The organism is Streptomyces sp. ATexAB-D23 (genome assembly GCF_000373645.1).
Classification (GTDB): domain Bacteria; phylum Actinomycetota; class Actinomycetes; order Streptomycetales; family Streptomycetaceae; genus Streptomyces; species Streptomyces castrisilvae.
The window spans coordinates 116,001-141,410 of sequence record NZ_KB892035.1; the positions used below are offsets into that span (position 1 = coordinate 116,001).

The window sequence follows — 25,410 nt, forward strand, 5'->3', positions numbered from 1 at the left end:
GAGCGCAGCGCTCCCCGGCCCACCGGCCGGGAGCCCGATGAGAGGACTCCACGATGACCGCGTACGACGACGCCGTGCAGCGCTACTTCGCCGCCTGGAACGCCGCTCCCGAGGAGCTGGACAAGGCCGTCGCCGCGGCGTTCAGCGACGACGCCACGTACACCGACCCGCTCGCCGACGTCCGGGGCCACGAACAGCTGGCGGCGGCCATCTCCGGTGCCCGGCAGCAGTTCCCCGGGTTCGTCTTCCGGCCGGCCGGGCCGGTGGACGGCCACCACGCCCTGGTCCGCTTCGGCTGGGAGCTGGTCGCCCCGGACGGTTCGGCGCCCGTCGCCGGTTCGGACGTGGCGGCCCTCACCGACGACGGGCGGATCAGCTCGGTCAGCGGATTCCTGGACCGGGTGCCGGCCGCCTGATCACGCGCCGGGGTGCGAACGGCGGCGCAGGGCCGGGTCGGTGAGGTCGGCCGGGTGGTAACCGGCGTCCCGGGACGAGAGGTTGGTGCCCGGCGGGACGATCTTGTCGATCCGGTCCAGCACGTCCTGGCTCAGCCGCACCCGGTCCGCGCCGAGCTGGCCGGTCAGCTGGTCCAGGGTGCGCGGGCCGATGATCGCGGAGGTGACAGCGGGGTGCTCCAGCACGAAGGCCAGGGCGAGCTGGACGAGGGTGAGCCCGGCCTCGTCGGCCAGCTGGGCGAGCGCCTCGGCGGCGTCGAGCTTGGCGGCGTTCTCCGGGGACGCGATGTCGAACCGCTCGGCCTGCCGGGCGGCCCGGCTGGAGTCCGGCTGGGCGACCCCCTTGCGGTAGCGGCCGGAGAGCCAGCCGCCGGCCAGCGGGCTCCAGGACAGCACGGCGAGGCCGTACCGCCGGGCGGTGGGCAGCACCTCGCGCTCGATGCCCCGGGCCAGGATCGAGTACGGGGGCTGCTCGGCGACGACGCGCTCACGGCCGCGCCGCTCGGCGGTCCACTGGCCCTCCACGATCGCTGACGGTTCGAACGTGGAGGTGCCGATGTAGCGGATCTTGCCCTGGTGGACCAGGTCGGAGAGGGCGCCGAGGGTCTCGTCGAAGTCGGTGCCGGGCTCGGGGCGGTGCACCTGGTAGAGGTCGATCCAGTCCGTGCCGAGCCGGCGCAGGCTGTTCTCCACCTCGCGGATGATCCAACGGCGGGAGTTCCCCTGCTCGTTGGGGTCGGTTCCGAGGCTGCCGTGGAACTTGGTGGCGAGGACGACGTTGTCGCGGCGCCCGCCGGCCAGTGCCTTGCCGACGATGGTCTCGGACTCACCGGCCGAGTAGACGTCGGCGGTGTCCACGAAGTTGATGCCGGAGTCCAGTGCGTGGTGGATGATCCGGACGCTGTCGTCGTGGTCGGTGTTGCCGCGCGCCCCGAACATCATCGTGCCCAGGCACAGCGGGCTGACCTTCACTCCGGTACGGCCGAAATCGCGGTACTGCGTCATCGTGCGTTCTCCTTGACGAGTTCACTGACATTCAGGTGGTCGACGGCCGCGCCGGGGCCGGTCTCCCGGAAGGCGTCCCACAGCCGCCGGTAGGGGCCGCGGGCGGCGAGCAGGTCGGTGTGGGTGCCGGTCTCGACGACGGTTCCCGCGTCGAGCACCACCACCCGGTCCGCGCGCGCCGCCGTGGTCAGCCGGTGGGCGACGACGACGGTGGTGCGGCGACGGGCCAGGGCCTCGGTGGCCGCGGCGACCCGGCGCTCGGTGGCCAGGTCAAGCGAGGCGGTCGCCTCGTCCAGCAGGAGCACGTCCGGGTCGACGAGTTCGGCCCGTGCCAGGGCGAGGAGCTGGCGCTGCCCGGCGGAGAGGCTGCGGCCCCGCTCCCCCACCGGCTGGAGGTAGCCGAGCCGCAGCCCGGCGACCATCTCGTGCGCCCCTACCGCTCGGGCGGCCCGCTCCACCTCGGCGTCGGTGGCGTCCGGGCGCCCGTAGGCGATGGCGTCGCGGACGGTGCCGCTGAACAGGTGCGCCTCCTGCGGGACCACGCCGAGCCGGCGGCGGAAGGCGGTCAGGTCCAGGTCGCGCAGGTCGTGCCCGTCCACCCGGACCGTACCGGCCGAGGGGTCGTAGAACCGGGCGAGGAGCTTGACCACCGTCGACTTGCCCGCGCCCGTGGCGCCGACGAGCGCGACCGTCTCGCCCGGCGCGATGCGCAGGTTCACCCCGTGCAGGACCCGGTGGCCGCCGCCGCCCGCGTACCCGAAGGAGACCCCGTCGAACTCGACCTCGCCGCGCAGGGCGGGCACCGGCCGGGGATCCTCCGCGGGCGGGGTACCGGCCGGGGTGTTCATCAGGGTGCGGAGCCGGCCGAGGCCGACGACCGCCTGCTGGTAGCCGTCGAAGACCTGCGAGAGCTGCTGGATCGGCGAGAAGAACAGCTCCACGTACAGCAGGAACGCGATGAGCGTGCCCGCGCTCAGCTCCCCCGCGCGCACCTGGGCCGCGCCCGCGGTGAGCACCGCCGCCGAGCAGAGCGTGCCGAGGAATTCGACGAACGGGAAGAACGTGCCCATGTACCGCTGGGCGCGCAGCCGGGAGCCCCGGAAGGACCGGGCGAGTACGGCGAAGTCGGCGGCGTTGCGCTGTTCGCGGCGGAAGGCCTGGGTGACGCGGATCGCGGTGACGTTCTCCTGGAGGCAGGCGTTGACGGCGCTGATCCGCTCCCGGGCCTCGCGGTAGGCGGGGACCGAGTAGTGGCGGAAGACCGCGGTGGCGGCGATCAGCAGCGGGAGCGCGGCGAGCAGCACCAGGGCGAGTTCCGCGTCGATGACCAGCAGGGTGACCAGGACGCCGAGGACCGTGAGCAGGCTGACCACGGCGGTGATCAGACCGGTCTGGAGGAAGTTCGACAGGGCGTCGACATCGGTGGTCATCCGGGTCATGATCCGGCCGCCGAGTTCGCGCTCGTAGTAGTCGAGGCCGAGGCGCTGGAGCTGGGCGAACGTTTTCACGCGCAAGGTGTAGAGGAGGCGCTCGCCGGTGCGCCCGGTGGTCCGCACCTGGGCGACGCCGATCAGCCAGTTCGCGGCCACCACCAGACCGGCGACCGCCGCCGCGGCGAACAGGACGTGCCCGGCGTGGTGGGCGACGCCCCGGTCCACGCCGTGCCGCACGAGCACCGGCACCGCGATCTGGGCCCCGGCGTCGAGCGCGACGAGCAGCAGGCCGAGCAGGAGCGGCAGCCGGAAGGGCCGCAGCAGGGCGCCGAGCCCGAAGTGCGTGTCGGCGGCGACGGCCTGTTCGGTGGGCACCTTCGGGTCGGCGGCGGGCAGCGGGAGCCGGGCGAGTCCTTCGAGGAGTTCGGGGCTGGGCGGGGCCGAGCCGAGCACCCCGCCGCCGGGTCCCGCGCGTCCGGGCCCGGAGGTGGCCGCGGCCTCGGCGAGTGCCTGGGCGGCGCGGACCGCGGTGCCCTCCAGCTGTTCGTCGTCGTCGCCGTCGGGGCGCAGCCACAGGTGCGGGGTGGGGCAGCCCGGGGCCGTGCCGGGGGCGGGCGCGGGAGTGTCTCCCGGGGTGTCCTCGGTGGCGAGGAGCGCCCGGAACAGGGCGGATCTGCCGCGTAGTTCGTCCGGCGTACCGGTGTCCGTGACGCGTCCGCCGTCGAGGATCGCGACGCGGTCGGCGAGCTCCAGTGTGGAGCGGCGGTGCGCCACGATCAGCGTGGTGCGGCGGCGGTCGTCCTCGCGGAGCCGGTGGTGGATCTCGGCCTCGACCCGGGCGTCGATGGCCGAGGTGGCGTCGTCCAGGACGAGCACGGCCGGGTCGCCGATCAGGGCGCGGGCGAGTGCCATGCGCTGGCGCTGGCCGCCGGAGAGGGTGAGGCCCTGTTCGCCGACGACGGTGTCGTAGCCCTCGGGCAGCCGTTCGATGAATTCGTCGGCGCGGGCGATCCGGGCCGCCGCGCGCACCTGTGCGTCGGTGGCGTCCGGCATTCCGTACGCGATGTTGGCGCGCACGGTGTCGGAGAGCAGCAGGCTCTCCTCGAAGACGTAGCCGATCCGGGAGCGCAGCGAGTCGAGGGTGAGGTCGCGGACGTCGCTGCCGCCGACCCGTACGACGCCGGAGGGTACGTCGTAGAAGCGGGGCAGCAGGGCGGCGGCGGTGGACTTGCCGGAGCCGGCCGGGCCGATCAGGGCGACGGTCTCGCCGGGACGGATGTCCAGGGTGAAGCCGTCCAGGAGCGGGGTGCCGTCGCCGTACCCGAAGGTGACGTCGTCCCAAGAGACGGCCGGGGGCTCGTCGGGGAGTTCGCGGGCGCCGGGCGCGTCCGTGATCACGGGGGCCTCGTCCACGACCTCCAGGACGCGTTCGGCGCCCGCCCGTGCCTGCTGCCAGACGGTGAGCAGGGTGGCGACCTGGCGTACCGGGGTGACGAAGGAGCCCAGGTAGGTGGTGAAGGCGAGGAAGGTGCCTAGCGAGATCCGGCCGTGCAGGGCCATCCAGCCGCCGAGCGCGAGGACGGCGACCTGGCCGAGCGCGGGGACGGCCTGGAGCGCGGGGTTGTAGCGGCTGGTGAAGCGGACGACGCGCAGCCGGGAGGCGAACAGGTGGCGGGCGCGTGCTTCGAGGCCGGTGAGTTCGCGCTGTTCCTGGCCGAAGCCCTTCACCACGCGGACGCCGGTGACGGTCGCCTCGACGGTGGACGCGACCTCGGCGGCCTCCTGCTGGGCGTGCCAGTTGGCGGGGAACAGGTCGCGGCGGCTGCGCAGGGCGATCAGCCAGAGCAGCGGGCCGACGACCAGCGCCACGACGGTCAGCAGCGGGGAGAGGACCGCCATGAAGACCAGCGAGAACAGGAACATCAGCGCGTTGCCGGTGAGGTTGGGCAGGAATTGCAGCAGGGTCTGGATGAGGGTGATGTCGGAGATGGACCGGCTCACCACCTGCCCGGTGCGCAGATCGTCCTGCTGGGCGCCGCCGAGCCTGAGCAGCGCGGCGAACGCGTCGTTGCGCAGGTCGTACTGGACTCCCAGGGAGAGCCGGCCCGAGCGGTAGCGGCGGGTGAAGCTCGCTCCGAAGCGGAGCGCGCCGAGTGCGGCGAGCAGCCCGGTCCAGGGGGCGAGCGAGGCGGTGGTGCCGGCCGCCACCCCGTCCACCACGTGCCGCAGCACGAGGGGCAGGGTGGCGGTGGCGACGGCGGCGGCCACCGCGGCGCCGAAGGCCATGAGGAGATCGGTGCGGTGCCGCAGGCAGTAGCCCAGCAGCCGCCGCGCCCAGCCGGGCGGCGGCTGCCGGACCGTACTCGTACCGGTCCCCGGATGCGGACAGTCCGTCACCGGGCCTCCGCCAGACCGATGCCGAAGTGGCCCGCGCCGAGGTCGACCTCGTCGAAGAGCCGGTTGGCCGGGCGGGGCAGCCCGTAGTGCCCGCGCAGGGTGCTCGCGGTGTACTCGGTGCGGAACAGGCCGCGCTCCTGGAGGATCGGCACCACCCGGTCCACGAAGACCTCCAGGCCGGAGGGGAGGACGGCGGGCATGATGTTGAAGCCGTCGGCGGCCCCGCTGTCGTACCAGTGCTCGATCGTGTCGGCGACCTGCTCGGCGGTTCCGGCGAAGGTGCGGTGGCCGCGTCCGCCGCCGAGCCGGCCGATGAGCTGCCGTACGGTCAGCTTCTCGCGCCTGGCCAGCTCCACGATGAGCGTGTAGCGGCTCTTGGCTCCCTCGATCTCGTCCTCGGTGGGGATGTCCTCGGGGAGTTCCGCGTCCAGGTCGAGGTCCTCGGGGGCGATCTTCAGCCGCTTGGCGAGCTGCCGCTTGGCGTACTCGGGGACGATGAGGTTCTCCAGTTCGGCGTCGAGCGCCAGCGCCTCGGCCTCGGTTTCACCGATGACGGGCACGATGCCGGGCAGGATCTTGATGCCGTCCGGGTCGCGGCCGATGGCCCTGGCGCGCTCCTTGACGTCCTTGTAGAACGCGGTGCCCTCCTCCAGCGTCTGCTGGGCGGTGAACACGGCCTCCGCGTACCGGGCGGCGAAGTCCTTGCCGTCCTCGCTGGACCCGGCCTGCACGAGCAACGGGTAGCCCTGCGGGGGGCGTTGGACGTTCAGCGGGCCGTCGACCCGGAAGAACTCGCCGCGGTGCCCGATCTGCCGCACCCGCTCGGCCAGGGCGTGCACGCCGCGGTCCTTGTCGGCGATCACCGCGTCGTCGGCCCAGCTGTCCCAGAGTTTGGTGGACACCTCCACGAACTCGCCGGCGCGCCGGTAGCGGTCGCGGTGCAGCGGGGTGTCGTCCAGGCCGAAGTTGCGGGCCGCGTCGGCGCCGGCGGTGGTGACGATGTTCCAGCCGGCCCGGCCGCCCGAGACGTGGTCCAGCGAGGCGAACCTGCGGGCCAGGTTGTAGGGCTCGTTGTAGCTGGTCGAGGCGGTGGCGATGAGGCCGATGTGGCGGGTGGCGCCGGCCAGCGCGGTGAGCAGGACGGTGGGTTCCAGTTTGGCGGCGGGCCGGCGTCCGGGGTCGCCCATCAGGACGGGGCTGTCGGCGAGGAACAGGGAGTCCAGCCTGCCGCGTTCGGCGATCCTGGCGAGGTTCTTGTAGTGCTCGATGTCGGAGTTGGCCCCGGCCGGGCTCTCGGGCAGCCGCCAGGACGCCTCGTGGTGGCCGGTGGACATGAGGAAGGCGTTGAGGTGGAGCTGCTTGCGGTCAGGCGTGCGGGGCATGGGAGTCCTTCGCTTCGGTACGGGCCGGGGGCTGGGCGACCCCGAGCGCGGTGAGCAGGGTGTCGCGGTACTCCTGGAACCGGGGTTCGCGGCGGGAGCGCGGGGTCGGCAGGTCGATGGTGAGGTCGACGGAGATCCGGCCGTCCTCCAGGACCAGGACCCGGTCCGCGAGTTCGACGGCCTCGTCGACGTCGTGGGTGACCAGGAGCACCGCGGGGCGGTGGCGTTCGTAGAGTTCGCGCAGCAGGTCGTGCATCTTGATCCGGGTCAGCGCGTCCAGGGCGCCGAACGGTTCGTCGGCCAGGAGGAGTTCGGGTTCGCGGACCAGGGCGCGGGCGAGGGCGGCGCGCTGCTGTTCGCCGCCGGACAGTTCGTGCGGCCAGGAGCGGTCGCGGCCCCCCAGGCCGACCTCGGCGAGGGCGGTGAGGCCGCGTTCGCGGGTGGCGGGTCCGCGGAGGCCGAGGGTGACGTTGTCGATCAGCCGGAGCCAGGGCAGCAGCCGGGAGTCCTGGAAGGAGAGGGACACCCGGTCGGGGACGGTGAGTTCGCCGGAGCCCTCGACGGTGTGGTCGAGGCGGGCGACGGCCCGCAGCAGGGTGGACTTGCCCGAGCCGCTGCGGCCGAGCAGCGCGGTGAACTCGCCTGGTGCGACGGTGAGATCGAGTCCCTTGAGGATGTCGCGGTCGCCGAAGCGGCGGACCAGTTGGCAGGTGCGGATGGCGGGGCGCGGGGCGACGGCGGCCGTGCCGGGGCCGGTCAGCCCGCCAGGGTGCGTCGCCATGACAGGACCTTCCTCTCGACGGCGCGTACCGCCGCGTCCGATGCGAAGCCGAAGATCCCGTAGGCCACCAGGCCCACGATGATCACGTCGGACTGGGCGTACTGCTGGGCCTGGAACATCATGTAGCCGATGCCGCTGGTGGCGTTGATCTGCTCGACCACGATCAGCCCGAGCCAGGAGGCGGTGACGCCGAGGCGCAGTCCGACGAAGAAGCCGGGCAGCGAGCCGGGCACGACGACCTTGCGGATGAACTGCGCGCGGCTCAGGTCGAGTCCTTCGGCGAGTTCGACGTACCGGCTGTCGATGCCGGTGAGCGAGGCGTACGTGTTGATGTACATGTTCACCGCGACGCCGAGGGCGATCACGGTGACTTTCATCTGTTCGCCGATGCCGAGCCAGAGGATCAGCAGCGGGAGCATGGCCAGGGACGGGATGGCACGCTTGATCTGGAGCGGGCCGTCCAGGAGGTATTCACCGGTGCGGCTCAGTCCGGCGGCGACGGCGAGGACGACGCCCGCCGTCACGCCGAAGAACAGCCCGAGCCCGGCGCGTTGCAGCGAGATGAGGACGTTGTCCTGGAGCCGGCCGCTGGATACGAGGTCCGACGCGGTGGACAGGACGGTCCCGGGCCCGGACAGGATCCGGGGGTCGAGGTAGCCGATGGCGGAGGCGAACCACCACAGGGCGATGACCAGCACCGGGCCGATCAGCCGCCCGAAGGGGACGGCGCGGCCGGGACCGAGCCGTCTGCGGGCCGCCCTGGGGGCGGGTGCGGGCGCCTCTGTCCGCGCGGGTGCGGCGGTCTTGCCGACGGGTGCGGCGGTGCGGGTGTTCGTCAGCAGCTCGGTCATGACGTCTCCCGGTACTGGGCGGGTACGGCCTCGGCGGCCAGCCCCTCGAAGCGGCGGTCGAACAGTTCGGTGGCGTCCTGCTCCGGTACGAATCCGCCGGCGGCCATCAGGTCGGCGGTCTCCTGCTCCCAGGCGATGGCCTTGTCCCAGCTGACCGGGAACTGCGGCTTGTGGAGCGACTCGACGATGCGCCTGCCGTCCTCGTGGGAGACGCCCTGGTCCTTGACGTAGTACGTGTCGATCCACTCGTCGGTGTTCTCCCAGGCCCAGACCTGGCCCCGGGCCCAGAGCGGGACGAAGCTGCGGACGGCCGCCGCCTTGGCCCGGTCGTTGAGCACCTCGTTGGGCGCCCAGAGCACCGAGAGCAGGTCCACGACATCGGTCCTCACCCCGCGCGCCCCGTCCTTCTCGTACTGGTCGAGGTATTTGGTCAGGGTCGGTTCGCCCAGCGGTGCCACGTCGACCTGCTTGGACTGGAGGGCGGTGAGGAACTGGGTGCTGGGCAGAGCGACCAGTTCGACGTCCTTGTGGGAGATGCCCGCCTGCTTCAGCGCCCGCAGGACGACGACGCCCTGCGCCTGCCCCTGGGAGAAGCCGATCTTCTTGCCCCGGAAACCGGCGACGGACCGGATGTCCGAGCCGGGTGCGGTGGCGAAGACGTACGAGGGGTGGTTCCGCACCTGCACCGCGACGATCTTCGCGCCGACATCGATGGCGCGGGCCTGGATCGGCGGAATTCCGGCGTTGACGGCCAGGTCGATGGAATGCGCCCTGAATCCCTGGATGATATCGGGGCCCGCGCTCAGATTGGGCCATTGCGAAACGGTGAAGGAAAGGTCCTTCTCCAGTCCTGCGGGGCCGAGTTGGAGATGCGTCGAGCGGACGGCTATGGACAGTTTCGTGCCCGGCGGTGGTGCTCCGGACGGCAGCTTTCCGGCCGGTTCGGCGCTCGCCGCCGATTTCACCTGCGGTGAGCAGGCGGCGAGTGTGCCGATGAGGGCGGTGCCGGTGAGCGCGAGGAACGATCTGCGGCCGACCGGCCGGTGGGTGTGGTGGCGTGGCATGGGTGAGTCCTGATCTGTGGGCGCCGGGGGCGGTCAGAGGGAGTGGTAGCCGCCGTCGTGGAAGAGCAGCGGGCTGCGGCCCTCGTCGAGCCAGGCGTCCACCACCCGGGCGATGACGATGCGGTGGTCGCCGGCCGGGACGATCTGCTCGGTCTCCACGCGCAGCCGGCCGGCCACCCCGTCGAGCGCTGGTTCGCCGCCGGGCAGGCGGTGCCAGCGGGTGGGTTCGGCGAAGCGGTCGATGCCGCTGGTGGCGAACGTGGTGGCCAGGGGCTGCTGTTCGGCGCCGAGGAAGTGCACGACGGCCGTACGGGCCTGCTCGAAGTGCGGCCACGAGGAGGTGGTGGTCCCGATGCCGAACGAGATCAGCGGCGGGTCGAGCGAGAGCGAGGTGAGCGAGGTGGCGGTGAAGCCGACGGGGCCGCGGCCCGCGTCCGTGGTGATGACGACGACGCCCGCGGGGTACTGGCGGAACGCCTTCCTGAAGCGGTCGGGGGCGATCCCCGCCGGGGCGGGGGCGGCGGCCTGAGCCGCGTACGAGGGCACGGTGACGGTCAACGTCTCTCCCTGGATGGAAAGTCGAAAAGGGGGCGGCAGCACAGAAATTGCCTGGGCGCGCGGAAATGCGCAGGGCGAGGCGCGCGGCGGCGCGGAACGTTCGCCGAATTTCAGCGGGTGATTACCTGGGGCCCGGACAGCGGCCGCAACACAGCGGCCGGGCGTCCGTGGACGCCGGCGCGGACGAGCGGAAGGAGTGCGTCACCGAGGACGCTTTCCCTGAATTCCGCTGTCGGCTGGTCATGAATCCATCATCCCGTCGGGGTTCGCACCCGGTCAACAATGCAACTGTTTGAATTAAGTCCGTCTACGAGAACGGGCGCGATACGAGGGCGGGTTCAGGAAACCGCGGGCAGCGCGGGCCAGGGCCCGAGCGGGTCCGTGTACAGCGAGCCGAGCGCCACCGCGCCGCCCGCCGTGGCCAGCACCGACCCGGTGAAGCTGCTCGGCACCACGGCCCGCTCGGGGTCGTCGCACACCCAGGAGCGCTCCGCCACCTCCGCGCGCAGATCGGCCAGGCACTCCGGCATCCGGCCGGCCCCCGGCTCGACCACGACGAGCACCTCCGGGTCGAACATGTCCAGCAGCAGGGCCGCGGCCCGCCCCACCAGCCGGGCCCGCCGGCGGAACAGCGCCACCGCCCGCGCGTCCCCGGCCAGCGCCCGTGCCAGCAGCTGAGGGAAGGACCCGGTGACCAGCCCCTGGTCGGCGGCGCGCCGCACCATGGCCCGCTCGGAGACCTCCGACTGGAGGCATCCGGTCCGCCCGCACGAGCACGGCTCCGCGCCGCCCGACCCCCCGGCGCCCAGCGGCAGATGGGCGACGCTGCCCGCCCCCGAGCGCGGGCCGCGGTGCATGGCGCCCTCGGTCGCGAAGGCGGCGTCCACGACCGCGCCCACGAAGAGCAGGACGGTGCTGGTCCGGGTCGACTCCTGGCCGAACAACTGCTCGGCGCGGGCCAGGGCGCGGGAGTGGCTGTCCACGTGGACCGGCAGCCCGGTCGCGGCGGCGAGCAGGTCGCGGGCCGGGACGTCGTGCCAGCCGAGCTGCGGATGCGCCACGATCACGCCGCTCGCCGGGTCGACGCGGTGGCCGGTGGCCAGGCCGAGGGCGAGGACGGTACGGCCGCCGGCGTGCTCGGCCACCAGCCGGGGCAGCCGGGCCGCGAGTCCGGCGAGCAGCCGGTGCGGGTCGGTGGTGCGGTGCGGCTGCCGGTCCTCGGCGACGATCCGGCCGCGCAGGTCCATCAGCGAGAGGGTGGAGTGGGCGACGGCGATGTGGGCCCCTGCCACCAGATAGGTCCCGGTGTCGATCTCGACGGGGATGTGCGGACGGCCGAACCCTTTGGGCCCGGAGGTCTCGGCGCTCTGCCGGACCAGGCCCCGGGCGAGCAGCCGGCCGACGTGCCCGCTGACGGAGGCGGGCGAGAGGCCGGTGAGGCGGGCGACGGTGGACCGGGCGACCGGGCCGTGGTCGAGGATCGCACCGAAGACGGAGCCGGTGCCGGTGGGGCGGCGGACGGGCGCCGGGGCGGGTATGTCGGCGCGGCGCAGCGGGCCGGTGCGGGGTTCACGGGGGCGGCGGGCGGGGGCGGACAGACTCTTCACAGTGTCTTCCAGGTCCTCGGGGGCGGCGATGGGCGCGGTGTCTGCTCGGCACGGGGCTCGGGAACCGGGAGGGCGGTGGTCCGGGCCGGCGCGGGCGTGGTGCCTCAGGCGCGGTGACACACGGCGGAGCACACACGCTTGAGGTCGATATGACCCCGCGTCGTCAGGTGTGCGGATCGCTGCATGCCGCGCAACGTAGCCGGACCGGCGCAACCCGGTCAAACCATCGCCGCATCATGGACAACCTCGCTCGTGACCGAACGTTTTCCGGAATTCACCTCTGATGCCTTGTCATCGCCTGTTCTACGCGCATAGCTTGTGCTCCTTCACCACACTCTGAGGGGCAGCTTCCGTGCGCATATCCACACCCCGTTCCGTCCTGCTGGCCGGCGCGGTAGCCGTGACGCTCTCGGCGACCGCGCTGCCCGCCGCCTTCGCGGCCCCGTCCGCGTCCGCCGTGATCTCCGAGGTGTACGGAGGTGGCGGGAACTCGGGTGCGACGCTCACCCGGGACTTCATCGAACTGGCGAACGCGGGCTCCGCCGCGTACGACCTGTCCGGCTTCAGCGTCCAGTACCTGCCCGGCGCCCCGTCGGCCGGTTCGACGTGGCAGGTCTCGGCGCTGACCGGTTCGCTCGCGCCGGGCGGCCGCTATCTCGTCGCCGAGTCGGCGGGCACCGGAGGCACGGTCGCCCTGCCCAGCCCGGACGCCACCGGCACCATCGCAATGGCCGCCGCGAGCGGCACCGTCGCCCTGGTCTCCGGGACCTCCCCGCTGACCTGCAAGACGGCCGCCGACTGCGCCGCCGACACCCGCGTCGTCGACCTGGTCGGCTACGGCACCGCGGTCGTCCGGGAGGGCAGCGGACCGGCCACCGGCGCCTCCGCCTCGGCCTCCGTGGCGCGCGCCGCCTCGCTCGCGGACACCGACGACAACGCCGCCGACCTGACCGCCGCGGCCCCCACCCCGGTCAACGCGGCCGGCGAGACCTCCGGCGGCGGCGAGGACCCCGGCGACCCGGACAACCCGACCGAGCCCGGCACCGTGCGCGTGCACGACATCCAGGGCACCACCCGGGTCTCCCCGCTTGACGGCCGGGCCGTCACGGGCGTGCCCGGGGTCGTCACGGCGGTGCGTGCCTCGGGTTCGCGCGGGTTCTGGATCCAGGACACCGCCCCGGACGCCGACCCGCGCACCTCGGAGGCCGTCTTCGTCTACACCGGCTCCGCCGCCCCGGGCGTCTCGGTGGGCGACTCGGTGCTGGTCAGCGGCACGGTGGACGAGTACTACCCGTCCACCACCACCCAGTCGGTCACCGAGATCACCTCGCCCCGGGTCACTGTCCTGTCCTCCGGCAACGCGCTGCCCGCGCCGGTGGTGCTGAACGCCGAGGCGGTGCCCGCCCGGTACGTGCCGTCGGCCGGCGGCGGCTCGATCGACGCGCTGCCGCTGGAGCCGTCGAAGTACGCGCTGGACCTGTACGAGTCCCTGGAGGGCACCCGGGTCCGGATCGCCGACACCCGGGTGACGGGTGCGACGACCGCGTACGGCGAGGTGTGGGTGACGGTCGAACCGAAGCAGAACCCGACCCGGCGCGGCGGCACGCTGTACAGCTCGTACACCGACCAGAACACCGGCCGGATCAAGGTCATGTCGCTGGACGCGGACAAGCCCGTGCCCACCGCGAACGTGGGTGACGTGCTGTCCGGCACCACCTCCGGCGTCCTGGACTACGACTCCTACGGCGGCTACAACCTCCAGGCCACCCAGCTCGGCAGCGTCACCGACCACCATCTGCGCCGCGAGGTGACCCGGAAGCAGAAGGGCAAGGAGCTCGCGGTCGCCACGTACAACGTGGAGAACCTCGACGCGCTCGACGAGCAGGCGAAGTTCGACACCCTGGCCGAGGGCGTCGCGGTCAACCTCTCCTCCCCCGACATCGTGTCCCTGGAGGAGATCCAGGACGACAACGGCGCGGTCAACGACGGCACGGTCGGCTCAGAGGCGACGTTGAAGCGGTTCACGGACGCGATCGTGGCGGCGGGCGGCCCGCGCTACTCCTGGCGCTATGTCGCCCCGCAGGACGGCAAGGACGGCGGCGAGCCCGGCGGCAACATCCGTAACGTCTTCCTCTTCGACCCCCGGCGGGTCGACTTCGTGGACCGCCCGGGTGGCGACGCGACGACCCCGGTCGCTGCGGTGAGGACGAGGAAGGGGGTCACCCTCTCGGTGTCGCCCGGCCGGATCGCCCCGGCCAGTGCCGCCTGGGACGACAGCCGCAAGCCGCTGGTCGGCGAGTTCCGCTTCCATGGGAAGCCGGTCTTCGTCGTCGGCAACCACTTCGCGTCCAAGGGCGGCGACCAGCCGCTGCACGGCCGCTACCAGGAGCCGGTGCGCGGCTCGGAGACCAAGCGCGTGCAGCAGGCGAAGGAGGTCAACACCTTCGTCAAGTCGCTGCTCGCGGCGGACAAGTCGGCCCGCGTCGTCGTCCTCGGCGACCTCAACGACTTCGCCTTCTCGCCCACCGTCGGCGCGCTGACCGCCGGCAAGGTCCTCAAGCCGCTGATCACCACGCTGCCGAAGAACGAGCAGTACAGCTATGTGTACGAGGGCAACTCGCAGACCCTCGACCACATCCTGACCAGCCCCGGGGTGCGCCGCTTCGACTACGACGTGGTGCACATCAACGCGGAGTTCGCCGACCAGGCGAGCGACCACGACCCGCAGATCGTGCGGCTGGACGTGAACGCCCCGGACCACGGCCACCACGGCCACCGCTGATCCGGGCGGGCGGGCGGCTCAGCCGCCCGCCCGTGGCAGCGCCGGACCTGCCGCGCCCGTGCGCGGACGCGGCAGGGAGGCGAGCGGCCGGAGCGCGGGGGCGGCCTCCAGCGGCCGGTCGGTGAGGAAGCGGGCCACCAGGTCCGCCACGTCGTCGGCGCGCTCCAGGACGACCCAGTGGTCGGACTCGCCGATGGTCAGGAAGCGGCTGCCCTCGATGGTGGCCGCGAAGTCGGCCTGGCGCGGCGGCGAGGTCACGGTGTCGTGCTCGCCGGCGAAGACGAGCGCGGGGACCCCGCTCAGCCCGCCGGAGAAGTCGGGCCGGTGCTCCAGCGCCCGGCGCAGCGACCGCTCCGCGTGCGGGGAGTGCGTGAGCGCGTGCACGAAGGACCGGCGCACATAGCGCAGGGCGAGTTCCCTGCGGTGGACGGGGCGCTGCGGGTCCAGGCACATCAGCGCCTCGGCCGTCAGCCGGGCGAGCCCCTGCACGTCCCCGTTCTCCAGCCGGTCGACGGCCCGGCTCCACTGGTCGCGCTGTGCCTGGCTGATGTGCGCCGGTACGCCGCCGAGGGCCAGACGGGCGATCCGGCCGGGGTGGCGCTTGGCGCAGCCGAACGCGATGGACGTGCCGTAGGAGAAGGCGAAGAGGTTGACCCGTTCGGCGCCGAGGTCGTCGATGATCCCGGTGACGGCGGAGTACAGGAGGTCGTCGCGGGTCCCGGGCGGCAGCGGGTCGGCGCCGCCCATGCCGGGCAGGTCGGCGGTGACGACGGTGGCGTGCGGGCCGAGGTGTTCGTCCATCTGCGGCCAGCCGTACATCCCCTGGAGCGCGCCGCCGAGGACGATGACCGGTTCGGTGCCGGGCGCGGGCTGCGGCAGGGCGCGGTAGTGGTAGCGCAGTCCGTCCACCGAGAGGGTCCGGATGATCTCGTCGGGCATGGTCATCGGTCCTTCGCGGTGGTCAGGCCCTGGTGAGGACGAGGGCGGCGTTGTGGCCCCCGAAGCCGAGAGAGGTCTTGACCGCGGCGTCGAACGCCGCGGGCCTGGCCTCCTTCCGCACCACGTCGACCGGGATGTCCGGGTCGGGGGCATCGAGGTTGACGGTGGGCGGGACGAGTCCGTGCTGGAGGGCGAGCACGGTCAGCGCGGTCTCGATGCCGCCCGCCGCGCCCAGGGTGTGGCCGGTCATCGCCTTGGTGGAGGTGATGAGGGGGTGTTCGCCCAGGACCCGGCGCAGCATGGTCGCCTCGATCAGGTCGTTGGAGACGGTGGAGGTGCCGTGGGCGTTGACGTGGCCGATGTCGGCGGCGCAGGTCCCGGCGTCCGCGAGGGCGGTGCGCAGGGCCCGTTCGATGCCGAGTCCGCCGGGGTCGGGGGCGACGGCGGAGTACGCGTCGCTGGAGGCGCCGTATCCGGCGACGTGGGCGCGGACGGCGGCGCCCCGGGCGCGGGCGTGCTCGGGGCGTTCCATGACGAGGAGCCCGGCGCCCTCGCCGACGACGAAGCCGTCGCGGTGGGTGTCGAAGGGGCGGCAGGCGGCCCGGGGATCGTCGCGGCGGGTGGAGACGGCCTTCAGCCGGCAGGCGCTCGCGATCAGGAGCCGGGAGCAGACCGATTCGGCGCCGCCCGCGACGACGATGTCGCAGGCTCCGGTGCGCAGCATCTGGTGGGCGGTGCCGATGGCGACGGTGCCGGAGGAGCAGGCAGTGGAGACGGCCTGGCTGGGGCCGTGTGCGCCGAGGTCGGTGGCGACGCTGCTGGCGGCGCCGTTGACGACGCAGAGCGGTGCGAGCTTGGGCGAGACACGGCGGGCGCCGCGTTCGGTGAGGGCGGTGTGCTGTTCGTCGTAGAAGGGCAGGCCGCCGTGGGCGGAGCCGATGACGACGGCGACCCGGCCGCTGTCCCAGACGGCCGGGTCCAGGCCCGCGTCCGCGACGGCTTCGCGGGCCGCGATGACGGCGAGGTGCGAGAAGCGGTCCATGAGGCGGTGCGCGGCCACGCCGAGCACCGCCCGGGTGTCGAGGCCGGTGACGCTGTACATGAAGTCGCATGGCAGGCCGTGCAGTTCGGACCGGTGCGGCACGCAGGGGGCGGCCGCGGGGTCGGTCACCGCGCGCCAGGTGGCCTCGGCGCCGACGCCCGCCGACGTGACGAGCCCGATGCCGGTGACGGCGGCGGCGAAGGGCGGGAGGCGGTACGGGGCCGTCACGCGGCGGCCTTGCGGTGCACGGCGTCGATCAGATGGCCGACCGTGTCGCGCGAGGTGAGGTGGACGTCGTCGAGGTCGATGCCGAGCCGGTCCTCGATGAGGAGCCGCAGTTCCTCCAGGGCGAGCGAGTCCAGGCAGAGCTGACGGAGCGGCACCTCGGGGCGGATCGCCACGGGGTCGGTTCCGAAGTTCGCCGTCAGCAAGGTGCTGATCTCGTCTGCCGTGCTCATGCTCATCGGGCACTTCTCCGCTGTCGTACGCGGTGACGCCTTGCCGCGTGAGATGTGAGTGCCATCGGGGACGCCGGCTGGTCCGGAGTTCTCTGTTATACGCCCTGGCGACGACGGCACCGGTCCGCGTTCCCCCGTGCGGTGGGGGGCTGTCCAGGTGTACGAATCCCGGAGAGCGCACTCCGCGCCGCCGCTGCGCCAACTCCGTTGGAGTGAAAGGACGTTCGACACACGCAGGCATGATTGTCATACGTTCGACGGCTCTCTATCGTGAGCAGCTTCGCGGCCGCCGGGCCGCTCCCCACCAAGCCCGGCGCCGTTCTCCTTCCCCCCACACAGCTGGAGCAGGTATGCCCACACGCGCCGCCCACCCCAAGGCCCGCGCATCCCTCCTGGCGGCCCTCACCGCCACCGTCCTGGCAGCGACCGGCACCCCGGCCCTCGCCGCGACGGACCCCGGACACCCCATGGACCGGGCGTTCGCACGGGCCGCCGAGGAGTTCGACGTACCGCGTGATCTGCTCGCCGCCGTCGGGTACGGCGAGACCCGCCTCGACGGCCACGCCGGACGCCCCAGCCAGGCGAACGGCTTCGGCGTGATGCACCTGGTCAGCAACCCCGCGCACCACACCCTCGAACGGGCCGCCGCCCTCACCGGCGAGCCGCTCGCCACCCTGCGCTCCGAGACCGGGGCCAACATCCTCGGCGGCGCCGCCGTACTGCGCGGTTACGCGGACACGCTCGGCCTCGACGCCCGGGACCGCGACGACCTCGACGCCTGGTACCCGGCCGTCGCCCGCTACAGCGGTACGGACGGGCCGGCCGCGGCCCTCTACGCCGACACGGTCTACACCTTCCTCGCGGACAGCCTGGACACCCTCACCCCGGACGGCGAGCGGATCACGGTGACCGGCCGCCCGGTCTCGCCGCACAAGGACGGCATCGCCGCCGCGGACACCGGTGCCCGCAGCGCCGACTACCCGGCGGCGCTCTGGGTCCCGGCCGACCCCAACAACTACGCCACCGGCCGCACGGCGGCGATCGACAAGGTGGTCGTCCATGTCACCCAGGGCTCGTACGCGGGCTCGATCAGCTGGTTCCAGGACCCGGTGTCCGAGGTGAGCGCGCACTACGTGGTGCGTTCGTCGGACGGCCAGATCACCCAGATGGTGCGTGACGCCGACACCGCCTACCACGCGCGCAGCGCCAACGCCTCGGCGCTCGGCATCGAGCACGAGGGCTTCATCGACGACCCGTCCTGGTTCACGGACTCGATGTACCGGTCGTCGGCCGCGCTGACCGCCCACCTGTGCGACAGGTACGGCATCCCGAAGGACCGGGCGCACATCATCGGGCACAGCGAGGCCCCGGGCAACGACCACACCGACCCGGGTCCCTACTGGGACTGGAACCGCTACATGGAGCTGGTGGGCGGCACCGACACGGGCGGCGGGAGCCGTGACGGGCTGAGCTTCGACACGTACACCACCCAGCGGACCGGTTCGGCGGGCCCGCAGGTCAAGGCCCTCCAGCTGCTGCTGAACGAGCAGGGCTACCCGGCGGGTGACGCGGACGGCAGCTTCGGTCCCGCCACCGCGGGCGCGGTGACGTCGTTCCAGGCGGCGCGCGGTCTGGAGGCCGACGGGGTCGTCGGGGCCAGGACCTGGACCGCGCTGCTGTCGGCGGGCTCCTCGCCGGTCCTCACCGAGGGCGCGACGGGCGAGGACGTGAAGCGGCTCCAGCGCGCGCTGACGGCCGCGCTCGGCTCGACGGTCGCGGCCGACGGAAGCTTCGGCCCGGCGACGGCGACCGCGGTCCGCTCGTACCAGACGAGCCGGGAGCTGACGGCCGACGGGACCGTGGGACCCGCCACCTGGGCGGCGCTCCGGGCGGGGCGCTGACGCGCTCGGTGGCTCCCGGGGGCCGCTGCCCCGGGAGCCACCGGTCGCGCGCGTGACCCCTTACTCGGCCAGGAAGGCGAGGAGGGCGTCGGTGACCTCCTCGGCGTGGGTCCACAGCAGTCCGTGCGGGGCGCCGTCGATGACGACGTACTCGGCCTGCGGGACCGCCCGGTGGAAGGGCTCCCCGGTGGATTCGATGGGCAGGATGCGGTCGGCCGTGCCGTGCAGGATCAGCGCCGGGACGTCGATCGCGGGCAGGTCGGCGCGGAAGTCGGTGGACCAGGTCGCCACGCAGGCGACGGACGCGTGCCAGGAGGCGCCGGCCGCGACGTTCCAGCTGCTGCGGACCGCCTCCTCGCTGATCCGGGAGCCGAGGTTCTCGTCGAGGTTGTAGAAGTTCTCGTAGAACGAGGTGAAGTAGGCGTAGCGGTCGGCGGTGACGGCCTTGGTGATGTCCTCGAAGACGGCGCCGTCGACGCCCCCGGGGTTGTCGTCGGTCTTGAGCAGGAAGGGTTCGAGCGAGGCGAGGAAGGCTGCCTTGGCAATCCGGCCGGAGCCGTAGGTGCCCAGGTAGCGGCCGACCTCGCCGGTCCCCATCGAGAAGCCGACCAGCACGGCGTCGGTCAGGTCGAGGGTGGTCAGGAGGGTGTCGAGGTCGGCGGCGAAGGTGTCGTAGTCGTAGCCGGTGGTGGGCCGGCCGGAGCGTCCGAAGCCGCGCCTGTCGTAGGTGATGACGCGGTAGCCGGCCGCGAGCAGGGCGGCGGACTGCTTCTCCCAGGAGTTTCCGTCGAGCGGGTAGCCGTGGATGAGCACGACGGGCTGCCCGGTGCCATGGTCCTCGTAGTAGAGCTCGGTCGCGGTGCTGTTCTCCTGGCCGACGGTGATGAATGCCATGGTGCGTGCTGCCTTTCGGTGTGGGTGGCGGGCGCCGGCCGGAGCGGACCGGCGCGGCGCTTACGACGCCGGGGGGGAGCATTGACCCCGCATGGGTCATTTTGCCCCGAAATGAGAACCCCGGCGCCAGATGGCGCGGATGTCGAGGGTGCGGTGGATGTCCGTGGTGGGGTCGCCGTCCACCAACAGCAGGTCGGCCCGCAGTCCGGCGGCGATGCGTCCGCGGTCCTCCAGGGAGAAGCGGCGCGCGGGGGTCGCGGTCGCCGCGCGCAGCGCGTCGCTCGGCGTCAGGCCCGCCCGGACCAGGTACCGCATCTCGTGGTGGACGCTGGCGCCGTGGGCGACGCCGCCGAGGAAGGGCACGGGAACGGAGGCGTCGCTACCGGCCAGGAGATCGACTCCGGCCTCGTGCAGCGCGGCGACGGTGGCGAGCACGTCCTCCAGCCGCCCCTGGGGGTAGCGGTCGAAGCTGCCGCGCAGCGTGGTCAGCCAGGCGTCGTCGAGGCGGGCGGCGACCCGCTCGTCGTCGGCGAGGGCGGCGCCGGTGATGCCCATCATGGAGGCGTTCAGGACGACACACGGGACCACGAACGCGCCGGACTCCGCGATGAGCCGGATGATCTCGTCGGTGTGGGGCCGGTCCATGAAGACGTGGACGAGCCCGTCGATCCCGGCCTCGACCGCCATCCGGGCGGCATCGAGAGTGAGGGCGTGGGCGACGGTGAGCATCCCGTGCCGGCGCGCCTCGGCGACGCCCGCGTTCAGCGTGGCCTGATCCAGACACGGCAGGCCGGGGTGCCCTTCGACGGTGCCGTCGTCGACCATGAACTTGATGTAGTCCGAGCCCGACTCCACCAGCCGCGGAATGAACCCGGCGGCCTGCTCGGGCGTCGTGGCGAACGGCATGACCAGTCCGCCGGAGTGCTCGGGCGCGGGCTCGCCGTCGCCACCCGGACGCTTGCCCTCGGGGAAGAGCTCGCTGGGGTGCCCGCCGGGAGGTGTGATGCCGAAGCCCGCGGAGCGGACGTCGGCGACCGCGTCGTTCCGCTCGATGTGCGCCCGGCGCGCCCGGGTCAGAGCGCCCTGCATCTCCAGCTCGGTGGTCACTCCGAACCGCAGGGCGAAGGCCAGCGCCTCCTCGGACGTGTGCGTGTGGGCGTCGAACAGGCCCGGCAGGAGGGTGCCGCCCCGGGCGTCGACCACGACCGCCCCTTCAGGCACCGCTCCCCCGACCGCGGTGATGACCGGGCCGTCGAGCACGACGGTGTCCTCTTCGCGGACCCGCTCGCCGTCGAAGACGCGCGCATGGGTGATGGCGGTCGTGGTCATCGCTGCATCTCGTTTCCGTACGGGGTGGTGCCGTCCACCGCTTTATATGCAGTAGAACATACATTTGCTGGATGCGATGCATTTACTTGTCGCGTTACAGTTGCGTCATGGCAAACAGCAACGAGCGCGGCAACGACGACGCGGTCCTCGACAGCATCGGACCGGCCTTCTCCCGGCTCAGGCGGCGTACCCCGTCCTCCGGCAAGGACCTCTCCCGCAACCTGGTGCTCAACGTCGTCGCCGAGCGCACGGGCGAGACGACCGTGGGCGCCATCGCCGAGGAACTGGGGACGGACCAGTCCGTGGCCAGCCGCATGGTGTCCGACTGCATCCAGCAGGGACACCTCCGGCGGGAGGCGTCCCAGCAGGACGGCCGGCGCAGCGTGCTGAAACTGACCCCGGAGGGCGACGCGCTGCGGGACCGCTTCGCGGCGGAGCAGCGCCGGTCGTTCGAGCACATCACCCGCGACTGGCCCGTGGACGAACGCCTCCAGTTCGCCCGGCTGCTCGTCAAGTACGCCGAGGACGCCGCCGCGCTGCGCAAGCTGGAGCGGTCCTGAGGAGGGCCGGTCCGGACGCGGGCCGTGGAACCGGGGCGCCGGTGAACGTGCGGGTCGGGGAGGCGCGGGCCGCCGCCGCGCGCTGGGTGGCGGCGCATGCCCGTACCCGGCCGGACTACCGGGGCGCCTACTTCAGCGGATCGACGGTCGGGCGGCCCAACGACGCGGTGCTGCCGGCCTCGTCGGACGTGGACGTGGTCGTGGTGACGGAGGGGGACGAGGCTCCGGCCAAACCGGGCAAGCTCCGCCACGAGGGCGTCCTGCTGGAGATCACCTACGCGCCGTGGGCCGAACTGAGCGATCCGGACACCGTCCTGGGCTCATACCATCTGGCGGGCAGCTTCCGCCGTGACACGGTCATCGACGATCCCACGGGACGGCTGCGCGCGCTGTACGCCTACGTCGCGCCGCGCTTCGCCGAGCGGAACCGGGTGCGGCTGCGGTGCCTGGACGCCCGGCACCGCGTCGAGAACCGGCTCGCCGCGCTGGACACCTCGCAGCCCTTCCACACCCAGGTGATGGCCTGGCTGTTCCCGACCGGGGTCACCACACACGTACCGCTGGTCGCCGCCCTGCGCAATCCGACCGTCCGGCTGCGCTACCCCGCCGCGCGCGAGGTCCTCACGGCCTACGGGCACCAGGAGCTGTATCCGGAACTGCTGGCGCTCCTGGGCTGCGAGGGGGTCCGGGCGCGACAGACGGGCCGCCATCTGGCCGAGCTGACGCGGACGTTCGACGCCACGGTCCCGGTGGCACGCACGCCCTTCTTCTTCAGCAGCGACCTCACCGAACGGGCCCGCCCCATCGCGGTCGACGGCAGCCGGGAGCTGATCGACCGGGGCGAGCACCGCGAGGCGGTCTTCTGGATCGTCGCGACCTTCGCCCGTTGCCACACCGTGCTGGCCGTGGACGACCCGGCGCTGCACGCCGAACGGCTGCCGGCGTTCCTGGACGCCGTCGTGGAACTCACCGGCATCACCGGCACCCCGGACCTGCTCGCCCGACGCGAGGAGGTCCTGCGCTTCGTGCCCCGGCTGTGGACGGTCACCGAAGCGATCCTGGCGGCCAACCCGGACATTGGCCCGTAGGCGCGGCTCTGCTAGCTTGCCCGCATGCCTCTTCCTCGTGCGTAGGACCCCGAGCCGCCCGCACCCGTCGTCACGGGTGCGGCACTCCGGTGTCCCCGCATGCCCGCAGCGCCGGGTCTCCGCGCTGCCTCACGAGGAATGTCATCGTGCACACGTCTTCTCCCACGCCCTCGTACGCCGCCGTGCTCCGAACACCCCATGCCGCGCGCCCCTTCGCCGCCGCGCTGCTGGGACGTCTGTCGTACGGCGTCGCCCCCCTCTCCCTCCTGCTCGCGCTCAAGGACGCCACGCACGCGTACTCCGTGGCCGGGGCCGCCATGGCCCTGTTCGGGGTCGCGAGCGTCACCCTCTCCCCCGCCCGCGCCGCGCTGATCGACCGGTACGGACCGCGCCGGGCCGTGCCGCCCATGGCGGGGCTGTACGCGGCGCTGCTCACCGTGATCGCCCTGGCCACCTGGAGTCCCGGTGCCCCGGCACTCCTCCTGAGCGGGCTCACCACGGCGGCGGGCGCCTGCACTCCGCCGCTCGGTCCGGTCATGCGGGCGCTGTGGAGCGGCCTCGTCCCCGACCGGGAGCTGTTGCAGCGCGCGTACAGCCTGGACTCAGTGGCCGAGGAACTGATGTATGTCACGGCCCCGTTGCTGGTCGGGATCGTGGTGACGGTCACTGTGCCGGCGGCCGGTGTGCTGGCCGGTGCGGTGCTCGTGTTCGTGGGAGCGGTGGCGCTGGTGACGTCCCCGGCGGTGTCCCGCGCGGCGCGCCCGAAGCAGCCCGCGGCCGGCGGACCGGGCGCGCCCCGGCTGCGCCTGCGCGGCATCGTCGACCTGCGGCACGCGGTGCTGGTGACGGCGGCCGTGGGGCTCGGTCTCGGGGCGCTCGATCTGCTGGTGGTGGCGTTCACCGAGCGGCTCCACCGGGCGGCGGCCGTGTCCTGGGTGCTGGCCGCCCTCTCGGCCGGAAGCGCGGTCGGCGGGCTGGCCTACGGGGCGGTCCGGTGGAGGTCGGCGAGCCGGGTGCGGCTGCCGGTGGTGGCCGCCGCGCTGGGCGCCGCGCTGCTGGCGGCGGGGATGTCACCGCGTCTGTACGTGCTGGTCGCGCTGGTGGCGGTCGCCGGGCTCTTCGTCGCGCCCGCGCTCACGACCGCGTATCTGATCGCCGACGAGTCGGTGGACGCCGCCCGGCGCACCCAGGCGGGCGCCTGGGTGAACACCGCGTTCAACGCCGGGTCGGCGGGCGGCACCGCAGCGGTCGGTCTGCTGGTCGACCGGCTGCCGCTCGCCCTGTGCTTCGCGCTGGCGGCGGCTCCGGCGCTGCTGTGCGCCGCGTCGGTGTCGGGGGCACGGGGCGCCGCCCGCCGCCGGATCGCGAAGCACCCGGGGGTGGCGGCCACGGACGAGGCGCGCGGCGGCTGACACGCGCCGGGCCGGCCGGGCGCGTGTCAGCCGCCGCTCCAGGACTCCCAGACCGCGGTGAGTTCCGCGTCCAGGGCCGGGGCGACCGTGTCCAGCAGCCGGACCTGCGCGCCGGGGCCCGCCAGGTCGGTGCGGTAGGGGTGCGGCGGGCCCGGCGGGGTCCTGCCGAGTGCGGTGACGGCGCCGATGACGCGGTGGGGGCCCAGGATGCCGGGCAGTTCGCGTGGTCCGGGGTCGGTCAGGTCGAGGTCCTCGACGAGGAGTTCACGCCCGTCGTACGTCACCCGGGTCGTCGCCCGCACGCTTCCGCCGCGTTCGCCCGAGCGGCCGAGGACCAGGGTGTCGCGCCACAGCATCCGGGCCCCGGCGGCGAGCCGGACGTCCATGTCCCGCTCGACGTCCGCCCCGTCGGACACCACGAACGGCAACCCGGACCACAGGAGTTCGCCGCCCTCGGCGACGTCCACCCGGGCCTGCCAGCGGGAGCTGCCGCCCCGGTGGTCGTAGGCGACGAGCCCGGCCGGTTCGACCAGTTCCAGGCGGGCTCCGGGGCCGACCGAGATCCGCAGCCCGAGTGCGTCGCCCGCGAGCAGTCCGGCCCGGGTGCCGACGAGGGCGACGCGGATACGGTCGGCCGCCGGCAGCAGCGGGCGCGGGGCGAGGAACGCGCCGGGCCGCAGTTCGCGCGCGAGATGACGGCCCGTGGCGTCGCGCTCGACGCCGATGACCACCGGTTCGTTCACGAGTGGCTGTGGCTGTGGGGCGCCATCGGGCCGGGGTCGGTGGGGACGTGGCTGCCGGAGCGGTGCCGGGCGAGCAGGGAGCGTACCCAGTCGGCGAGTTCGGCCGTGGAGGCCGGGTCCTTCCTGGACAGGGCGAGGACGGGGAGCCCGCCGCGGGCCGCCTCGGCGTCGGCGACCATGGCGGCCACGTCCACCTCCACATGGGGTGCGAGGTCCGTCTTGTTGATGATCAGGAGGTCGGCGCCGGTGATACCGGGGCCGCCCTTGCGGGCGACGTCGCCGCCGCCCGCGACGTCGATGCAGAACAGCTGCGCGTCGGCGAGGGCCGGGCTGAAGGTGGCGGTGAGGTTGTCGCCGCCGCTCTCGATGAGGACCAGGTCCAGCGGTCCGTACGCCTCCTCCAGGTCCTCGACGGCGTCCAGGTTGGCGCTGACGTCGTCGCGGATCGCGGTGTGCGGGCAGGCGCCGGTCTCGACCGCGCGGATGCGTTCGGTGGGCAGGACGCCGGCCGAGCGCAGGAAGCGGGCGTCCTCGTCGGTGTAGATGTCGTTGGTGACGACGGCCATGGACAGTTCGCCGGCGAGAGCGCGGCACAGGGTGGCCAGGATGGAGCTCTTGCCGGTGCCGACCGGTCCCGCGACGCCGAGGCGCAGGGCCCGCGGCTGGTTGAGCGGCTCGTGGAAGTGCGGGTTGTGCGGTGCGGGGGTGGTGGCGCTTTCGGGCAGGGAG

21 protein-coding genes are annotated in these 25,410 nt (G+C 73.1%); 6 read left to right on the forward strand and 15 right to left on the reverse strand.

Features of this window, described 5'->3' with window-relative positions; translation table 11 throughout:
* Positions 1-53: 53 nt before the first annotated feature.
* A complete protein-coding gene (locus B082_RS0125685) occupies positions 54-416 on the forward strand; it encodes a nuclear transport factor 2 family protein (protein WP_018554662.1) in 363 nt (120 codons plus the stop codon).
* Here the strand turns inward: B082_RS0125685 and B082_RS0125690 are convergent, their stop codons facing one another.
* From B082_RS0125690 to B082_RS0125725, 8 genes are all read right to left on the reverse strand, one after another.
* Positions 417-1,460, reverse strand: a complete 1,044-nt coding sequence (locus B082_RS0125690; protein WP_018554663.1) for an aldo/keto reductase — start codon at positions 1,458-1,460, stop codon at positions 417-419. It lies immediately after the preceding gene.
* Positions 1,457-5,290, reverse strand: coding sequence for an ABC transporter ATP-binding protein (locus B082_RS0125695; RefSeq protein WP_018554664.1), 3,834 nt, complete (start codon positions 5,288-5,290; stop codon positions 1,457-1,459). The genes B082_RS0125690 and B082_RS0125695 overlap by 4 nt, the downstream gene beginning before the upstream one ends.
* The gene (locus B082_RS0125700; RefSeq protein ID WP_018554665.1) at positions 5,287-6,672 is read right to left on the reverse strand and encodes an LLM class flavin-dependent oxidoreductase; all 1,386 of its coding nucleotides are present in this window, start codon (positions 6,670-6,672) and stop codon (positions 5,287-5,289) included. Before B082_RS0125700 ends, B082_RS0125695 begins: the two co-directional genes overlap by 4 nt.
* On the reverse strand, positions 6,656-7,453 hold the full coding sequence (locus tag B082_RS0125705; RefSeq protein ID WP_018554666.1) for an ABC transporter ATP-binding protein: 798 nt from the start codon (positions 7,451-7,453) through the stop codon (positions 6,656-6,658). Before B082_RS0125705 ends, B082_RS0125700 begins: the two co-directional genes overlap by 17 nt.
* Positions 7,429-8,304: an ABC transporter permease gene (locus B082_RS0125710; protein WP_018554667.1), complete on the reverse strand. Its 876-nt coding sequence runs from the start codon at positions 8,302-8,304 to the stop codon at positions 7,429-7,431. The genes B082_RS0125705 and B082_RS0125710 overlap by 25 nt, the downstream gene beginning before the upstream one ends.
* Positions 8,301-9,368 (reverse strand): ABC transporter substrate-binding protein, encoded by a 1,068-nt coding sequence (locus tag B082_RS0125715; protein ID WP_018554668.1) that lies wholly within the window; start codon positions 9,366-9,368, stop codon positions 8,301-8,303. The genes B082_RS0125710 and B082_RS0125715 overlap by 4 nt, the downstream gene beginning before the upstream one ends.
* 33 nt (positions 9,369-9,401) lie before the next feature.
* Positions 9,402-9,926: a flavin reductase family protein gene (locus B082_RS0125720; protein WP_018554669.1), complete on the reverse strand. Its 525-nt coding sequence runs from the start codon at positions 9,924-9,926 to the stop codon at positions 9,402-9,404.
* A 338-nt stretch (positions 9,927-10,264) separates the two neighbouring features.
* Positions 10,265-11,533 (reverse strand): ROK family transcriptional regulator, encoded by a 1,269-nt coding sequence (locus tag B082_RS0125725; RefSeq protein WP_018554670.1) that lies wholly within the window; start codon positions 11,531-11,533, stop codon positions 10,265-10,267.
* Positions 11,534-11,885: 352 nt separating this feature from the next.
* Between B082_RS0125725 and B082_RS0125730 the strand changes: the two genes are divergently transcribed.
* On the forward strand, positions 11,886-14,315 hold the full coding sequence (locus B082_RS0125730) for an endonuclease/exonuclease/phosphatase family protein (protein ID WP_026250200.1): 2,430 nt from the start codon (positions 11,886-11,888) through the stop codon (positions 14,313-14,315).
* Positions 14,316-14,333: 18 nt separating this feature from the next.
* Here B082_RS0125730 and B082_RS0125735 read toward each other — a convergent pair whose 3' ends face one another.
* From B082_RS0125735 to B082_RS0125745, 3 genes are read right to left on the reverse strand one after another with little or no spacing between them, the layout of a single operon-like run.
* Positions 14,334-15,254, reverse strand: a complete 921-nt coding sequence (locus B082_RS0125735) for an alpha/beta fold hydrolase (RefSeq protein ID WP_026250201.1) — start codon at positions 15,252-15,254, stop codon at positions 14,334-14,336.
* Between the two features lie 22 nt (positions 15,255-15,276).
* Complete coding sequence (locus B082_RS0125740) at positions 15,277-16,524, reverse strand: beta-ketoacyl-[acyl-carrier-protein] synthase family protein (RefSeq protein WP_018554673.1); 1,248 nt, start codon at positions 16,522-16,524, stop codon at positions 15,277-15,279.
* A complete protein-coding gene (locus B082_RS0125745) occupies positions 16,521-16,754 on the reverse strand; it encodes an acyl carrier protein (RefSeq protein WP_026250202.1) in 234 nt (77 codons plus the stop codon). The genes B082_RS0125740 and B082_RS0125745 overlap by 4 nt, the downstream gene beginning before the upstream one ends.
* 350 nt (positions 16,755-17,104) lie before the next feature.
* On the opposite strand from B082_RS0125745, the gene B082_RS0125750 reads away from it, so the two are divergent.
* Positions 17,105-18,655, forward strand: a complete 1,551-nt coding sequence (locus tag B082_RS0125750; RefSeq protein WP_018554675.1) for a peptidoglycan-binding protein — start codon at positions 17,105-17,107, stop codon at positions 18,653-18,655.
* Between the two features lie 60 nt (positions 18,656-18,715).
* On the opposite strand, the gene B082_RS0125755 is transcribed toward B082_RS0125750, so the two are convergent.
* Positions 18,716-19,549, reverse strand: a complete 834-nt coding sequence (locus tag B082_RS0125755) for an alpha/beta fold hydrolase (protein ID WP_018554676.1) — start codon at positions 19,547-19,549, stop codon at positions 18,716-18,718.
* A gap of 96 nt (positions 19,550-19,645) precedes the next feature.
* Complete coding sequence (locus B082_RS0125760; RefSeq protein WP_018554677.1) at positions 19,646-20,878, reverse strand: amidohydrolase family protein; 1,233 nt, start codon at positions 20,876-20,878, stop codon at positions 19,646-19,648.
* A 107-nt stretch (positions 20,879-20,985) separates the two neighbouring features.
* On the opposite strand from B082_RS0125760, the gene B082_RS0125765 reads away from it, so the two are divergent.
* The 3 genes from B082_RS0125765 to B082_RS36705 all read left to right on the forward strand — a co-directional run bounded on the left by B082_RS0125765 (position 20,986) and on the right by B082_RS36705 (position 23,938).
* A complete protein-coding gene (locus B082_RS0125765) occupies positions 20,986-21,438 on the forward strand; it encodes a MarR family winged helix-turn-helix transcriptional regulator (protein WP_018554678.1) in 453 nt (150 codons plus the stop codon).
* Positions 21,439-21,485: 47 nt separating this feature from the next.
* Positions 21,486-22,526, forward strand: a complete 1,041-nt coding sequence (locus tag B082_RS0125770; protein WP_026250203.1) for a hypothetical protein — start codon at positions 21,486-21,488, stop codon at positions 22,524-22,526.
* A 146-nt stretch (positions 22,527-22,672) separates the two neighbouring features.
* A complete protein-coding gene (locus tag B082_RS36705) occupies positions 22,673-23,938 on the forward strand; it encodes an MFS transporter (RefSeq protein WP_018554680.1) in 1,266 nt (421 codons plus the stop codon).
* Positions 23,939-23,964: 26 nt separating this feature from the next.
* On the opposite strand, the gene B082_RS0125780 is transcribed toward B082_RS36705, so the two are convergent.
* Both B082_RS0125780 and ureG read right to left on the reverse strand, forming a co-directional pair.
* Positions 23,965-24,681: an urease accessory protein UreD gene (locus tag B082_RS0125780; protein ID WP_018554681.1), complete on the reverse strand. Its 717-nt coding sequence runs from the start codon at positions 24,679-24,681 to the stop codon at positions 23,965-23,967.
* Positions 24,678-25,406, reverse strand: coding sequence for an urease accessory protein UreG (ureG, locus tag B082_RS0125785; protein ID WP_026250204.1), 729 nt, complete (start codon positions 25,404-25,406; stop codon positions 24,678-24,680). The genes B082_RS0125780 and ureG overlap by 4 nt, the downstream gene beginning before the upstream one ends.
* Between the last annotated feature and the right edge of the window lie 4 nt (positions 25,407-25,410).

Excerpts from the sequence above, each read along its gene's own strand:
- B082_RS0125685 (WP_018554662.1), top strand. The coding sequence starts at position 54 with ATGACCGCGTACGACGACGCCGTGCAGCGCTACTTCGCCGCCTGGAAC.
- B082_RS0125690 (WP_018554663.1), bottom strand. The coding sequence starts at position 1,460 with ATGACGCAGTACCGCGATTTCGGCCGTACCGGAGTGAAGGTCAGCCCG.
- B082_RS0125700 (WP_018554665.1), bottom strand. The coding sequence starts at position 6,672 with ATGCCCCGCACGCCTGACCGCAAGCAGCTCCACCTCAACGCCTTCCTC.
- B082_RS0125705 (WP_018554666.1), bottom strand. The coding sequence starts at position 7,453 with ATGGCGACGCACCCTGGCGGGCTGACCGGCCCCGGCACGGCCGCCGTC.
- B082_RS0125710 (WP_018554667.1), bottom strand. The coding sequence starts at position 8,304 with ATGACCGAGCTGCTGACGAACACCCGCACCGCCGCACCCGTCGGCAAG.
- B082_RS0125715 (WP_018554668.1), bottom strand. The coding sequence starts at position 9,368 with ATGCCACGCCACCACACCCACCGGCCGGTCGGCCGCAGATCGTTCCTC.
- B082_RS0125735 (WP_026250201.1), bottom strand. The coding sequence starts at position 15,254 with ATGCCCGACGAGATCATCCGGACCCTCTCGGTGGACGGACTGCGCTAC.
- B082_RS0125745 (WP_026250202.1), bottom strand. The coding sequence starts at position 16,754 with ATGAGCACGGCAGACGAGATCAGCACCTTGCTGACGGCGAACTTCGGA.
- B082_RS0125750 (WP_018554675.1), top strand. The coding sequence starts at position 17,105 with ATGCCCACACGCGCCGCCCACCCCAAGGCCCGCGCATCCCTCCTGGCG.
- B082_RS0125755 (WP_018554676.1), bottom strand. The coding sequence starts at position 19,549 with ATGGCATTCATCACCGTCGGCCAGGAGAACAGCACCGCGACCGAGCTC.
- B082_RS0125760 (WP_018554677.1), bottom strand. The coding sequence starts at position 20,878 with ATGACCACGACCGCCATCACCCATGCGCGCGTCTTCGACGGCGAGCGG.
- B082_RS0125765 (WP_018554678.1), top strand. The coding sequence starts at position 20,986 with ATGGCAAACAGCAACGAGCGCGGCAACGACGACGCGGTCCTCGACAGC.